General features: G+C 43.2%; 15 protein-coding genes and 1 other annotated feature (1 of these 16 cut by a window edge). All 15 genes read left to right on the plus strand.

The window, feature by feature from the left end; all coding sequences use genetic code 11:
• Window positions 1-134: a sequence feature (His leader region), on the plus strand (it extends 3 nt beyond the left edge of the window).
• 32 nt (window positions 135-166) lie between these two features.
• The 15 genes from hisG to HBL79_RS08295 all read left to right on the plus strand — a co-directional run bounded on the left by hisG (window position 167) and on the right by HBL79_RS08295 (window position 13,371).
• Window positions 167-1,066 (plus strand): ATP phosphoribosyltransferase, encoded by a 900-nt coding sequence (hisG, locus tag HBL79_RS08225; RefSeq protein ID WP_035685433.1) that lies wholly within the window; start codon window positions 167-169, stop codon window positions 1,064-1,066.
• A gap of 41 nt (window positions 1,067-1,107) precedes the next feature.
• Window positions 1,108-2,406 (plus strand): histidinol dehydrogenase, encoded by a 1,299-nt coding sequence (gene hisD / locus HBL79_RS08230; protein ID WP_046097490.1) that lies wholly within the window; start codon window positions 1,108-1,110, stop codon window positions 2,404-2,406.
• Window positions 2,407-2,451: 45 nt separating this feature from the next.
• Complete coding sequence (gene rhuM, locus HBL79_RS08235) at window positions 2,452-3,423, plus strand: virulence protein RhuM/Fic/DOC family protein (protein WP_035685437.1); 972 nt, start codon at window positions 2,452-2,454, stop codon at window positions 3,421-3,423.
• Window positions 3,424-3,464: 41 nt separating this feature from the next.
• Window positions 3,465-4,520: a histidinol-phosphate transaminase gene (gene hisC / locus HBL79_RS08240; protein WP_035685439.1), complete on the plus strand. Its 1,056-nt coding sequence runs from the start codon at window positions 3,465-3,467 to the stop codon at window positions 4,518-4,520.
• 48 nt (window positions 4,521-4,568) lie between these two features.
• Window positions 4,569-5,663: a bifunctional histidinol-phosphatase/imidazoleglycerol-phosphate dehydratase HisB gene (gene hisB / locus HBL79_RS08245; protein WP_035685441.1), complete on the plus strand. Its 1,095-nt coding sequence runs from the start codon at window positions 4,569-4,571 to the stop codon at window positions 5,661-5,663.
• 76 nt (window positions 5,664-5,739) lie between these two features.
• The gene (locus HBL79_RS08250) at window positions 5,740-6,753 is read left to right on the plus strand and encodes a PDDEXK nuclease domain-containing protein (RefSeq protein WP_035685442.1); all 1,014 of its coding nucleotides are present in this window, start codon (window positions 5,740-5,742) and stop codon (window positions 6,751-6,753) included.
• A gap of 15 nt (window positions 6,754-6,768) precedes the next feature.
• Window positions 6,769-7,362: an imidazole glycerol phosphate synthase subunit HisH gene (gene hisH, locus HBL79_RS08255; RefSeq protein ID WP_035685444.1), complete on the plus strand. Its 594-nt coding sequence runs from the start codon at window positions 6,769-6,771 to the stop codon at window positions 7,360-7,362.
• The gene (locus tag HBL79_RS08260) at window positions 7,362-7,847 is read left to right on the plus strand and encodes a protein disulfide oxidoreductase (protein ID WP_035685446.1); all 486 of its coding nucleotides are present in this window, start codon (window positions 7,362-7,364) and stop codon (window positions 7,845-7,847) included. Before hisH ends, HBL79_RS08260 begins: the two co-directional genes overlap by 1 nt.
• Window positions 7,848-7,879: 32 nt before the next feature.
• Complete coding sequence (hisA, locus tag HBL79_RS08265) at window positions 7,880-8,629, plus strand: 1-(5-phosphoribosyl)-5-[(5-phosphoribosylamino)methylideneamino]imidazole-4-carboxamide isomerase (protein ID WP_035685448.1); 750 nt, start codon at window positions 7,880-7,882, stop codon at window positions 8,627-8,629.
• Window positions 8,611-9,390: an imidazole glycerol phosphate synthase subunit HisF gene (gene hisF, locus HBL79_RS08270; protein ID WP_035685450.1), complete on the plus strand. Its 780-nt coding sequence runs from the start codon at window positions 8,611-8,613 to the stop codon at window positions 9,388-9,390. Before hisA ends, hisF begins: the two co-directional genes overlap by 19 nt.
• An 8-nt stretch (window positions 9,391-9,398) precedes the next feature.
• The gene (locus HBL79_RS08275; RefSeq protein WP_017805084.1) at window positions 9,399-10,010 is read left to right on the plus strand and encodes a DUF2726 domain-containing protein; all 612 of its coding nucleotides are present in this window, start codon (window positions 9,399-9,401) and stop codon (window positions 10,008-10,010) included.
• Complete coding sequence (gene hisIE, locus HBL79_RS08280; RefSeq protein ID WP_035685452.1) at window positions 10,000-10,611, plus strand: bifunctional phosphoribosyl-AMP cyclohydrolase/phosphoribosyl-ATP diphosphatase HisIE; 612 nt, start codon at window positions 10,000-10,002, stop codon at window positions 10,609-10,611. Before HBL79_RS08275 ends, hisIE begins: the two co-directional genes overlap by 11 nt.
• A 9-nt stretch (window positions 10,612-10,620) precedes the next feature.
• Window positions 10,621-11,136: a chorismate--pyruvate lyase family protein gene (locus HBL79_RS08285; protein ID WP_035685455.1), complete on the plus strand. Its 516-nt coding sequence runs from the start codon at window positions 10,621-10,623 to the stop codon at window positions 11,134-11,136.
• A gap of 260 nt (window positions 11,137-11,396) precedes the next feature.
• Window positions 11,397-12,023, plus strand: a complete 627-nt coding sequence (upp, locus tag HBL79_RS08290; protein WP_035685625.1) for a uracil phosphoribosyltransferase — start codon at window positions 11,397-11,399, stop codon at window positions 12,021-12,023.
• Between the two features lie 100 nt (window positions 12,024-12,123).
• Window positions 12,124-13,371, plus strand: coding sequence for a nucleobase:cation symporter-2 family protein (locus HBL79_RS08295; protein ID WP_035685457.1), 1,248 nt, complete (start codon window positions 12,124-12,126; stop codon window positions 13,369-13,371).
• Window positions 13,372-13,384 lie beyond the last annotated feature (13 nt).

Raw genomic sequence — 13,384 nt, forward strand, 5'->3', positions numbered from 1 at the left:
TCATCACCATCACCCTGAATAATCTTTCAGGCGATGGCGATTGCTTGGAAGATAGGACTTCCGAGCGAGTATTGCTAAACCGACTAATTAAAAAACGGAAATCTCTCGGAAGTCTCTTTCGAGAGATTTTTTTATACCCAATATTTTTAATTAGAAGGAAAACACAATGACTAACCCAACTCGCTTAAGAATCGCCTTACAAAAGAAAGGTCGCCTCAGCAAAGATTGCTCCGAGCTGCTCAAACAATGTGGCGTAAAAATTAACTGGAACGAACAACGTTTAATCGCTTATGCGGAAAATATGCCCATCGAAATTCTGCGCGTGCGTGATGACGATATTCCCGGTTTAATTTTTGACGGCATTGTGGATCTCGGCATTATCGGCGAAAACGTGCTGGAAGAGGAAGAACTCGGTCGCCTTGCTACAGGCGAAAGCGTAGCTTACAAGAAATTACGTACCTTAGATTTCGGTGGCTGTCGTTTATCCTTAGCCATTGATCGCGATCGGGCTTACAACGGCGTGCAAGACTTTGCCAACTCTCGCATTGCCACCTCCTATCCCAATTTATTAAAACGCTATATGGCGGAGCAAGGCGTGCCATTCAAAAGCACCTTATTGAACGGCTCGGTGGAAGTCGCCCCCTCTGCGGGCTTAGCCGATGCCATTTGCGATTTGGTGTCTTCAGGGGCAACTCTTGAAGCCAATGGCTTAAAAGAAGTGGAAGTGATCTACCGCTCGACAGCGTGCTTAATTCAGCGTCAAGATCCATTAAGCGATGAAAAACAAGCCCTTGTGGATAAGCTTTTAACCCGCATTCAAGGCATTCAACAAGCAGGTGAATCCAAATACATTATGCTACACGCACCGAAAGCCCAACTGGAAACCATTATTTCCCTGCTTCCTGGGGTGGAAAACCCAACCATTTTGCCTCTCGCTCACGATGAAAGCAAAGTGGCGCTACACGCCGTTAGCCAAGAAACCTTATTCTGGGAAACAATGGAAGAATTGAAAGCACAGGGTGCAAGCTCGGTTTTAGTGCTACCTATTGAAAAAATGCTCGCTTAAAGTGCGGTGAAATTTTGCAACAAATTTTAAGGAAGAACACAATGCAAACCCTAATCTGGAAAAACTTAACCCAACAAGAAAAACAACAAGCCTTAATGCGTCCTGCCATTTCGGCAGCACAATCCATTAAAGACGCTGTGGACGCCATTCGTGAAAAAGTGCAAGGCGAAGGCGATAAAGCGTTATTTGAATTAGTTGAAAAATTCGACAAAGTCAAACTAGACAGCCTCGTTATCTCGCAAGCAGAAATTCAAGCGGCAGCGGCTCGCTTACCTGATGAATTAAAAACCGCCATTCAAAATGCCAAAGCCAACATCGAACGCTTTCACCAAGCACAAATCCCCCAAGCGGTGGACATTGAAACCCAAGCGGGCGTGCGTTGCCAAGTGGTAACTTGCCCGATTAATCGGGTGGGCTTGTATATCCCCGGTGGCTCTGCCCCGCTTTTTTCCACCGTCTTAATGCTTGCCATTCCTGCCAAAATCGCCGGCTGTAAAAAAATCGTGCTTTGCTCCCCGCCACCTATCGCTGATGCGATTTTATATGCGGCAGATCTCTGCGGGGTCGAAACCATTTACCCTGTTGGCGGCGCACAAGCTATTGTCGCAATGGCATTCGGTACAGAAACCGTTGCTAAAGTGGATAAAATCTTCGGCCCCGGCAATGCCTTTGTTACTGAAGCCAAACGTCAAGTGAGCCAAGCACTGAACGGTGCTGCCATTGATATGCAAGCAGGCCCCTCCGAAGTATTAGTGTTAGCTGATGAAAATGCCGATCCCGATTTTGTCGCCAGCGATTTGCTTTCCCAAGCGGAACACGGTGCGGACAGCCAAGTGATTTTGGTTACCCCAAGTGAAACCTTAGCCAAAAACACCGCACTTGCTATTGAACGCCAACTTGCCCTATTACCGCGTGCGGAAACCGCACGACAAGCCCTTAGCCACAGCCGTATTTTTATCGCAGAAAACTTGAGCCAAGCCATTGAAATCAGCAATGAATACGCCCCAGAGCATTTGGTGGTGCAAGTGGAAAACGCCCGTGCGTTGCTCGATCAACTGGATAACGCAGGATCGATTTTTCTCGGTGCATACAGCCCTGAAAGTATGGGCGACTACGCCAGCGGCACCAACCACGTTCTGCCCACTTACGGCTACACCCGCACCACTTCAAGCCTCGGTTTAGCAGATTTCAGCAAACGAATGACTGTGCAGGAACTTAGCCCACAAGGCTTCCGCGATCTTGCCCCAACAGTCATTCAAATGGCTGCAGCAGAACAGCTTGATGCACATAAAAATGCGGTATTAGTGCGGTTAGAAAAGTTGCAAAATTTGTATAAATAACGAATAATTTACTGGTTTTATATACAGTTAAATATCGGAGAGAATATGCAAAATCAAATTGAAATTTATCAATCGCAAGATGGTTCAACACAAGTCGAGGTGCAATTTAATCAAGATACCGTTTGGCTTTCTCAAGCTCAAATGGTATCCCTATTTGGGCGTGATGTTTCTGTTATTTCAAGGCATATTCGTAATGCAATAAAAGATGGAGAAATCTCAGAAAAAAGCAATTTGCAAAAAATGCAAATTGCTTCTTCTGACAAACCAATTACCTTATATGATTTGGATACCGTGATTTCTGTGGGATACCGCGTGAAATCACCAGAAGGTGTTTCATTTCGCCGTTGGGCAACCCAACGCCTTAAAGAATATCTGGTTCAAGGTTATACGCTGAACCAAAAACGTTTAACAGAAAAGGGCGTAGAATTTAGCCAAGTGATCGCCTTACTGGATCGCACATTAAGCAACCAAACCTTAGTAAATGAGGAAGGAAAAGCCGTGCTTAATGTCGTACAGGAATATGCACGCAGCTGGAGTTTATTACAGGCTTATGACGAACAAAGCCTAAATTCTAAACAGCAAAAACAAAATGAAATGCGTCCATTATTAATACAAGATGTAGAAAAAGCGATTGCACAATTAAAGCAAACGCTCATTGAAAAAGGAGAAGCCACTCCACTTTTCGCCAACCCACGCAATGACGGATTGATTTCTGCCATAAATACTATCGAACAAGGTTTTGGTGATGAGCTGTTTTATCCAAATATCGCCAGCCGTGCTGCTCATTTGTTGTATTTCATCATTAAAAACCACCCTTTAACTGATGGCAACAAACGAACGGGAGCATTTCTATTCCTTTGGTATTTGAGATTAAATCAGCATTTGCTTGCCAAGTCAGTAGAACAATTAATTAACGATAATACACTTGTTGCACTGGCATTATTAGTCGCGGAAAGTTTACCCGAACAAAAAGAATTAATGATAAAACTGATCGAGCATTTTATTTTGCTTAAATAAAAGTGCGGTCAAAAAAACAAAAATTTTTAGAGAGAACAAAAATGACAATCACAACCTTATCACGCAAAAACATTCAAGCACTCACGCCCTATCAATCCGCACGCCGTTTAGGGGGGAGTGGTGATGTGTGGCTGAATGCCAATGAATATCCGCTTTCACCAGATTTCAATTTAACCCAGCGTCAATTTAACCGCTACCCCGAAGCTCAGCCCGAAAACGTGGTGAAGGCTTATGCTACCTATGCGGGTGTTCAACCTGAAAACGTGCTGATTACGCGTGGGGGCGATGAGGGAATTGAGCTGATTATCCGTGCCTTTTGCGAAAATGGCAACAGCGTGCTGTACTGCCCGCCTACCTATGGAATGTACGCGGTGAGTGCAGAAACCTGCGGTATTGCGTGCAAAACCGTGCCATTAACTGCGGATTTCCAGCTTGATCTCGCCAAGATCGAACAAAATCTTGCTGGCGTAAAAGTCATTTTCGTGTGTAGCCCTAACAACCCAACGGGCAATGTGTTACGCCGTGAAGATCTCATTCAATTATTAGAAATGACCCGCGACCGTGCCATTGTAGTGGTGGACGAAGCCTATATTGAGTTTTGTCCTGATTGTACAATGGTAACGGAGTTAGTGAACTATCCACACCTTGCCATCATTCGCACCCTCTCTAAAGCCTTTGCTTTAGCGGGCTTGCGTTGTGGCTTCACGCTAGCGAATGAGGAACTTATCAGCGTGTTGCAAAAAGTCATCGCCCCTTACCCAATCCCCGTACCCGTTTCAGATCTCGCAGCCCAAGCCTTATCTGAACAAGGCTTACGCCAAATGCAAGCACAGGTGGAACAGGTGAAATCGCAACGCCAATTTTTGATTGACGCACTGCAAGCCCTACCTCAAGTGGAACACGTTTTTACCAGCGAAGCCAACTATCTTTTAGTGAAATTTAAAGATGGACAAAAGATATTCAAAACCCTGTGGGATCAAGGTATTATTTTACGCAATCAAAACAATGCCTTAGGGTTAGAAAACTGCATTCGCATTACAGTGGGAACGGCAGAGGAAAATTTGCGGGTGGTTGAGGCGATTAGCTCGCAAAAATAATGAAAAAAGCCACCGCACTTATTTATTAAAAATAAAAGGAAAACTAAAATGACACAGCAATCAATCTTATTTATCGACCGTGATGGTACATTAATTGACGAACCGAAAACCGATTTTCAAATTGATCGTTTAGAAAAATTAAAATTTGAAAAAAATGTAATTCCTGCACTATTGAAATTGAAAAAGAAATATCGTTTTGTGATGGTTTCAAATCAAGATGGCTTAGGCACGGATTCCTTTCCTAAAGAGGATTTTGATAAACCGCATAATGCAATGCTTGATCTTTTCCGTTCACAAGGCATTGAATTTGATGATATTTTAATTTGTCCGCACAAGCCTGAAGACAACTGCCAATGTCGCAAACCCAAAACAAAATTACTGAAAAAATATATTGAAAAGCAGCTGTTTGATCCTGCTACCAGTTTTGTGATTGGCGATCGTACCACTGATGTACAATTAGCTGAAAATCTGGGTATTCAAGCCCTGCAATATCACCCTGAAAAGCTGAATTGGGATCTGATCGCAGAAAAATTATTGGCTGAACCTGTTACCAATATCGGCGAACGCACGCCACGTTATGCCGAAGTGGAACGCAAAACCAAAGAAACGGACATCAAAGTGCAAGTGTGGCTAGATGAAACGGGCATAAACCACATTCACACGGGCGTGGGATTTTTCGATCATATGCTTGATCAAATTGCCACCCACGGCGGCTTTAGAATAAACATAAGTTGCAAAGGGGATTTGCACATTGACGAACACCACACCGTGGAAGACACCGCTCTTGCACTCGGCACAGCGTTAAAACAAGCTATCGGTGATAAACGTGGCATCGCCCGCTTTGGCTTTGTGTTGCCAATGGACGAATGTAAAGCGGAATGTGCGTTGGATCTTTCTGGTCGCCCTTATTTCAAATTTAAAGCCAAATTTAAACGAGAAAAAGTAGGCGATTTCAGCACGGAAATGACAGAACATTTCTTCCAATCCCTCGCCTTTACAATGCTTGCCACCTTGCATTTAAAAGCCAGCGGCGACAACGATCACCACAAAATCGAAAGCCTGTTTAAAGTGTTCGGACGCACCTTAAGACAAGCCATTCGTATTGAAGGCAATGAAATGCCGAGTAGTAAGGGTGTGTTGTAATCACTGCATTGAAAAGTGCGGTGCGATTTTTAAATGTTTTTAATACATCGAAATCAAATTTAACAAGGAAGATAAAATGCTAACTGATACCCATATCATCACCGACATCAAACAAATCATCGCCCAATCCCGTGAAAATGCGGTGAGAGCGGTGGATTTTCAGCGCGTGCTGATGTATTGGCACATTGGCAAACGTATTTTTGAGGAAGAACAGCAAGGGCAAGAGCGAGCGGATTATGGTGCTTATTTGATTAAATCACTTGCTCAGCAGTTACAGCCCGAGTTTGGTAGCGGCTTTTCTGCTCGTCAATTAGAGCGTTACCGCCAGTTTTATCGTACATTTCCAATTGCGTCTGCACTGCGGACGCAATTAAATTGGACGCAATACAAAAGTTTAATCTCCATTAACGATCCTGATAAACGCGAATTTTATATTGCGGAGAGCATTAAAAATCACTGGAGTTCTCGCCAGTTAGAACGCCAAATCAACAGCAGTTTATACGAACGTTTATTATTGAGTAACGATAAAGAAACCGTGCTTGCAGTGGCGAATAATCAGCTTGTTCCCAGTGATCCGAAACATATTATTAAAGATCCGATGGTGTTGGAATTTCTTGGTCTGCAACGTGAAAGTGCTTATTACGAAAAAGATCTTGAACAAGCCATTATTACTCACTTACAAGAATTTTTACTTGAATTAGGCAACGGCTTTTCTTTTGTGGCTCGTCAGAAACGTTTACATCTTGATGGCGATGATTTTTTTGTCGATCTCGTTTTATACAACCGACTGCTGCAATGCTTTGTGATTATCGAAATCAAAACCCACAAATTAACTCATCAGGATTTGGGGCAGTTGCAAATGTATGTGAATTATTTTGATCGCGTTGAAAAACTGCCACGAGAAAATCCAACCATTGGCATCTTATTATGTGCAGATAAAAATGATAGCGTGGTGAAATTTTCTTTACCCGAAAATCAACAGCAAATTTTCGCCAGCCAATATCAACTTTATCTGCCGTCAGAAGAATTATTGCTGACAGAAATACGCAAAGAAATCGAAAATTTTGAACAAAAACAACAAGAAAGCTAGGAAATTCATAAAACAATGCAAACCATTACTATCATCAACACAGGCTGTGCTAATCTTTCTTCGGTGAAATTTGCGTTTGAGCGTTTGGGCTATCAGGCGGAAATTACCGATGATTTAGCCAAAATTCAAAGTGCAAAAAAACTTATTTTACCGGGAGTGGGAACGGCGTCAGCAGCAATGCAAAGTATGCAATCTCGACACTTAATTGAAACAATTCAACAACTCACTCAACCTGTTTTAGGCATTTGTTTGGGAATGCAACTAATGACCGATTTTTCCGCTGAAGGCGAAGTAGAAACCCTTAAATTAATTAATGGCAACACGCAACGCTTGCCAAATAAAGGGCTGCCATTGCCGCATATGGGCTGGAATAAGGTGCATTATCAGAATAATCACCCGCTCTTTAGCGATATTCCGCAAGATAGTTATTTCTATTTCGTGCATAGTTATGCGGTGCTGCCGAATGAAAATACGATTGCCACCTGTGATTATGGTGTGCCATTTTCTGCGGCGATTGCAAGAGATAACTTCTACGGCGTGCAGTTTCACCCCGAGCGTTCAGGCAAGGTGGGCGAACAATTATTGCGGAATTTTATGGAAAATCTGTAATGAATAAAATCAAAAGTGCGGTGAAAAATCTGCTCATTTTTGTCTTATTATTTGGTGCGATTTCTTTCGCAATGGATTATTGGCGACGACCGAATGCTCCAGAAAATGCTTTGCAACAGACTTTGCTTGCATTGAATGGGGAAAGCGTTCAGTTAGCTAAGCTCAGCAAAGAGAAACCTGTCCTACTCTACTTCTGGGGCAGTTGGTGCAGCATTTGCTCGCTCACTTCGCCAAGCATTGCAAGCCTTGCCAACGATGGCGTGCAAGTGGTGAGCGTGGCGTTAAAATCAGGCAATGATCAGGCGGTACAAGACTATTTACAGCAACATCAATATGATTTTTTGACCGTAAATGATCCACAGGGGACACTTTCCGCCCAATGGCACATTCAGGTTACGCCAAGTATTATCATTATTAAAAACGGTAAAATCGTTCACACTACCACAGGATTAAGCAGCCCATGGGGGTTGAAATTACGTTTATAGCTTAGTTAATAAAAACAAAAGAGAACACAACAATGAAAAAAACATCACAAATTATCCCCGCACTTGACCTTATTGACGGCAAGGTTGTGCGGTTGTATCAAGGGGATTACGCCCAGCAAACCCAATATAGCGACAATCCCATCGCACAATTTCAGCATTATTTATCACAAGGGGCGAAGCAGTTGCATTTAGTGGATTTAACAGGCGCGAAAGATCCGAGCCAACGCCAAACTAAACTTATTGGCGAAATCATTGCCACCACGCAAGCCAATATTCAAGTGGGCGGGGGCATTCGTACAGAACAAGATGTGGCGGATCTATTGCGTGTTGGGGCGAACCGTGTGGTCATTGGTTCAACAGCGATCAAACAGCCTGAAATGGTGAAGCAATGGTTTCAAAAATACGGTGCGGAAAAATTCGTTTTAGCCTTAGACATTCATATCGTGGACGGTGAAAAACGCATAGCCATTCACGGTTGGCAAGAAACTAGCTCGCTCACTTTAGAGCAAGTGATTGAAGATTTCAGCCAAGTGGGATTACAGCACGTGCTATGCACTGACATTTCTCGCGATGGCACATTGCAAGGCTCGAATGTGGCGTTATATCAAGAAATCTGCACCGCCTTTCCACAGATTGAATTTCAATCCTCAGGCGGCATTGGCTCACTTGCCGATATTGCGGCATTAAAACAAACTGGCGTGGCTGGCGTGATTGTTGGGCGAGCTTTATTAGAAGGAAAATTTGACGTGGCGGAGGCAATCCAATGTTGGCAAAACGCATAATTCCTTGTTTAGACGTTCGTGATGGACAGGTGGTGAAAGGCGTGCAATTTCGCAATCACGAGATTATCGGCGATATTGTGCCGCTAGCAAAACGTTATGCGGAAGAAGGGGCGGACGAGTTGGTGTTTTATGACATCACCGCCTCGTCAGACGGCCGCACCGTAGATAAAAGCTGGGTAGAACGTGTGGCGAAAGAGATCAATATTCCGTTCTGTGTGGCTGGGGGAATCAAGACTATTGCCGATGCGGAGCAAATTTTCACTTTTGGCGCGGATAAAATTTCCATAAATTCCCCCGCACTTGCTGATCCTGATTTAATCTCTCGCTTGGCGGATCGTTTTGGAGTGCAAGCCATTGTGGTGGGGATCGACACTTGGTATGATGCCGAACAAGATAAATATTGGGTGAACCAATACACAGGCGATGAAAAACGCACCCGCCAAACCCACTGGCAAACCCTAGATTGGGTGCAAGAAGTACAAAAACGCGGGGCAGGTGAAATCGTGCTAAATATGATGAACCAAGACGGCGTGCGTCAAGGTTATGATTTAGTACAGCTCAAAAAAGTGCGTGATGTATGCAACGTGCCACTCATTGCTTCAGGCGGTGCTGGCACAATGGCCCATTTCCGCGATGCCTTTATTGAAGCCAATGTGGACGGTGCATTAGCCGCAAGCGTATTTCATAAGCGGATTATTGATATGGGTGAATTGAAAACTTATCTTGCAAATTGCGATATTATTATTAGAAATTCACTTTAGGGAGATCTATGAAATACCTTATTTTATTGTTGGTTGTTGCTAGCGTGTTTTGGTTTTTGGGGAACAGAAATAAGGAACGCTCTATTTCAAAACAAGCAACGCGTATTAATAGATTTAATGAAGTATTACAAGCGAATAAGTGTGTGAATAGTGAAAGTGATTTACACACTGTGGCTAATAATGAATTCAGAAAAAGGTGGTTAATGCACGGTGACGAAACTGCACTTTATTGGGCATTAATTGAGCATATAAGAAAACATCATCAAGGACAATCCTTGGCGGTTTTTGCTCAAGTTTCGGTAGGTGAATTTATTTGGTGTAAAAATCCTTCTACTTATCCCACAATTGCCGCAAAACGAGTGGATTTTTTAATTGCTCAAAAACAAAAAGGGCGAGATAAGGAAAATAATCTGTTTGAAGTTTATTCACCTATCGCAGTCATTGAGTTTCAAGGGAGAAATCACAATAAAGATAATACCTCGTATGAAAGAGATGCAGTTAAAAAAACAGTATGTGATAAAGCTGGCATTACATTTATTGAATTTAAAGAAAACTATGATGACGTAGATTTTAAGCTATTATCAAAGGAATTAATCGGAGTAATAAAAAATGAAAAATAGTATTGATTGGCAAAAAGTGAACGGTTTGCTCCCTGTTATCGTACAAAATGCAACCACCTGCGAAGTGTTAATGCTAGGTTATATGAATGCGGAAGCCCTTGAGAAAACCCTTGCAGAGCGGAGAGTTACCTTTTATTCACGCACCAAACAACGCTTATGGACAAAGGGGGAAAGCTCGGGGCATTTCCTCAATGTGGTGGATATAAGTTTGGATTGTGATAACGATACGCTATTAATCCTTGCCGATCCTATCGGTGAAACCTGTCATACAGGAGCAGAAAGCTGTTTTCATCAATTTGAAAATAACAACGAGCCGGATTGGATCTTTTTCAGCAAATTGGAACGCTTGATTGCCAGTCGTAAAGGGGGTGATCCTGAAAGCTCTTACACCGCTCATCTTTATTCGCGTGGTACTAAACGTATCGCACAAAAAGTTGGCGAAGAGGGGGTAGAAACCGCATTGGCGGCGACGGTGAAAGATCGTGAAGAGACCATTTGCGAAGCGGCAGATTTAGCCTATCATTTAACCGTTTTGTTACAAGATGCGAATTTAAGCTGGGCTGATGTGATCGGCAAGCTCAAAGAACGCCATCAAAAATAAGTTTAAAAAATGGATTTTGAGCATTATCGTCAATTACTCGCCAGCCCTGATTGGCAGCATTCAAGGCATTTTGTCGCCCCTCATATTCAGCAATGGCTAGAACATCAAGGTTCATTAACGCGAAAATTACAGCAGGTTTGCCAGACGTTGAGTGTAGAAGTGATCGAGCAAGGCTGGCAAGAAAAACTGCCATCAAAAAGCACCGCACTTTGCGATCTTTCTAACAATCCAACTGCCAAAATATGGCAGCGAGAAGTGGTACTAAAAGGCGATGGGCAGGCTTGGATCTTTGCCCAAACTGAGCTTCCACAACACACCGTAGAAAATGCCGCTCAATATGTACTCCAACTCGGCAATGAGCCTATTGGGCTTTGGCTGTTTAAACAACCAATGCAACGCACCACCCTCTTTTGGCGACAAGATCCCATAACGGGGCTTTATGCTCGTTGCTCTAGCTTTGCACTTAACGGCTATCCTTTACAAATCAAAGAGTTATTTTTACCATATTTTTCTTTTCCGTCATAATTCAAACATTTAAACAAATGATTTTAGTAAAAAATAACTGAAAAAAGTACCGCACTTTTTTGTCATCTTAGTTTAAGTGCGAAATAAGTAAGATAGAGTAACAAGCTGAAGACAGTATAAATAGTACAGCCAAATAAAAGAATGCTGGATTATTTTGAGAGCAAATGACTATATTTTATCTAAAATTTGCTGTTCATTTCGGTTGCTTTGATTTAAAATTTGCCGATTTTATTTTATTGGGTCAAGATAAGGGGTTACAGATGAAAATTGTTGAAGTCAAACATCCATTAGTCAAACATAAATTAGGTCTAATGCGTGCAGCAGATATTAGCACGAAACATTTCCGTGAGCTGGCAACTGAAGTGGGTAGTTTGCTAACTTATGAGGCAACGGCAGATTTAGAAACGGAAAAAGTGATTATTGATGGCTGGTGCGGACCAGTGGAAGTGGATCGCATTAAAGGTAAAAAAGTAACCGTTGTGCCTATTTTGCGTGCTGGGCTGGGAATGATGGATGGCGTGTTAGAGCATATTCCAAGTGCTAGAATTAGCGTAGTAGGTATGTATCGCAATGAAGAAACCCTTGAGCCAGTGCCATACTTCCAAAAATTAGCCAGTGATTTAGAAGAACGTTTAGCCATTGTGGTTGATCCAATGTTGGCGACAGGTGGTTCGATGATTGCCACCATTGATCTTTTGAAAGAAAAAGGCTGTAACCAAATTAAAGTATTAGTTCTTGTAGCTGCCCCTGAAGGAATTGCAGCATTAGAAAAAGCCCACCCTGATGTGGAGCTTTACACCGCGTCAATCGATCAAAAACTCAATGAGCAGGGCTATATCATTCCGGGCTTAGGCGATGCGGGTGATAAGATCTTTGGAACAAAATAATTTTTACCGCAACGGCAGCAATGCCGTTTTTTTCCGTGCGTTTTTGCCTAAAAAACAGACCGCACTTTCAAGTTAATTCAGACAGAGAGTTGAAACTTAAATGACAAAAAATCAAACCGCACCTGAGGTGCAAAGCAAAGCCAAACAAGCCTTTGTGGGCTTGCAAATGTTATTCGTTGCCTTTGGGGCGTTAGTTCTCGTGCCGTTGATCACGGGGTTAGATAGCAACACCGCACTTTTAACCGCAGGCGTAGGGACATTACTTTTCCAATTATGCACGGGAAAACAAGTGCCGATTTTCCTCGCTTCGTCATTCGCCTTTATCGCCCCGATCCAATACGGCGTTGCCACTTGGGGCATTGCGGTAACAATGGGGGGCTTGGCTTGTACGGGCTTGGTGTATCTCGCCCTGAGTACCCTCGTAAAATTGAAAGGGGCGGAAGCCTTACAACGCATTTTTCCGCCTGTGGTGGTGGGACCGGTGATTATTATTATCGGTATGGGCTTAGCGCCTGTTGCGGTGGATATGGCACTGGGTAAAGGCTCGTCCTACGAATACAATGACGCAGTGCTGGTTTCAATGGTAACCTTGCTCACCACCCTTGCTGTGGCTGTGTTTGCGAAAGGCATTATGAAATTAATCCCGATTATGTTTGGGATCACCGCAGGTTATGTGTTGTGCTTATTCTTAGGCTTAATCAATTTCCAACCTGTACTAGATGCACCTTGGTTCAGCCTGCCAAACTTCACCACGCCAGAATTTAAACTTGAAGCGATTTTATATCTCTTACCTATCGCCATTGCACCTGCGGTTGAACACGTTGGCGGCATTATGGCGATTAGCTCGGTAACGGGTAAAGACTTCCTAAAAAAACCAGGTTTGCACCGCACTTTGTTGGGTGATGGCGTGGCAACCACGGCGGCTTCCTTATTAGGCGGCCCACCAAATACCACTTATGCCGAAGTAACAGGTGCGGTAATGCTCACTCGCAACTTCAATCCAAACATTATGACGTGGGCAGCAGTGTGGGCGATTGCCATTTCCTTCTGCGGTAAAGTGGGTGCGTTCCTTTCCACCATTCCAACCATCGTGATGGGCGGTATTATGATGTTGGTGTTTGGCTCTATCGCCGTGGTGGGAATGAGTACATTAATTCGTGGCAAAGTTGATGTAACGGAAGCACGCAATTTGTGCATTATTTCTGTGGTGATGACGTTCGGTATCGGCGGAATGTTCGTGAACTTCGGCGAAGTGTCGCTCAAAGGGATTAGCCTCTGTGCCGTTGTGGCGATTATTCTTAACTTGATTTTACCGAAAGCAAAAGATCAGGTCGAAATTCAAGAATAAAATTCCACCAAAT

Origin of the sequence: Avibacterium paragallinarum (assembly GCF_011765605.1) — a bacterium.
GTDB classification, from domain to species: Bacteria; Pseudomonadota; Gammaproteobacteria; order Enterobacterales; family Pasteurellaceae; genus Avibacterium; species Avibacterium paragallinarum.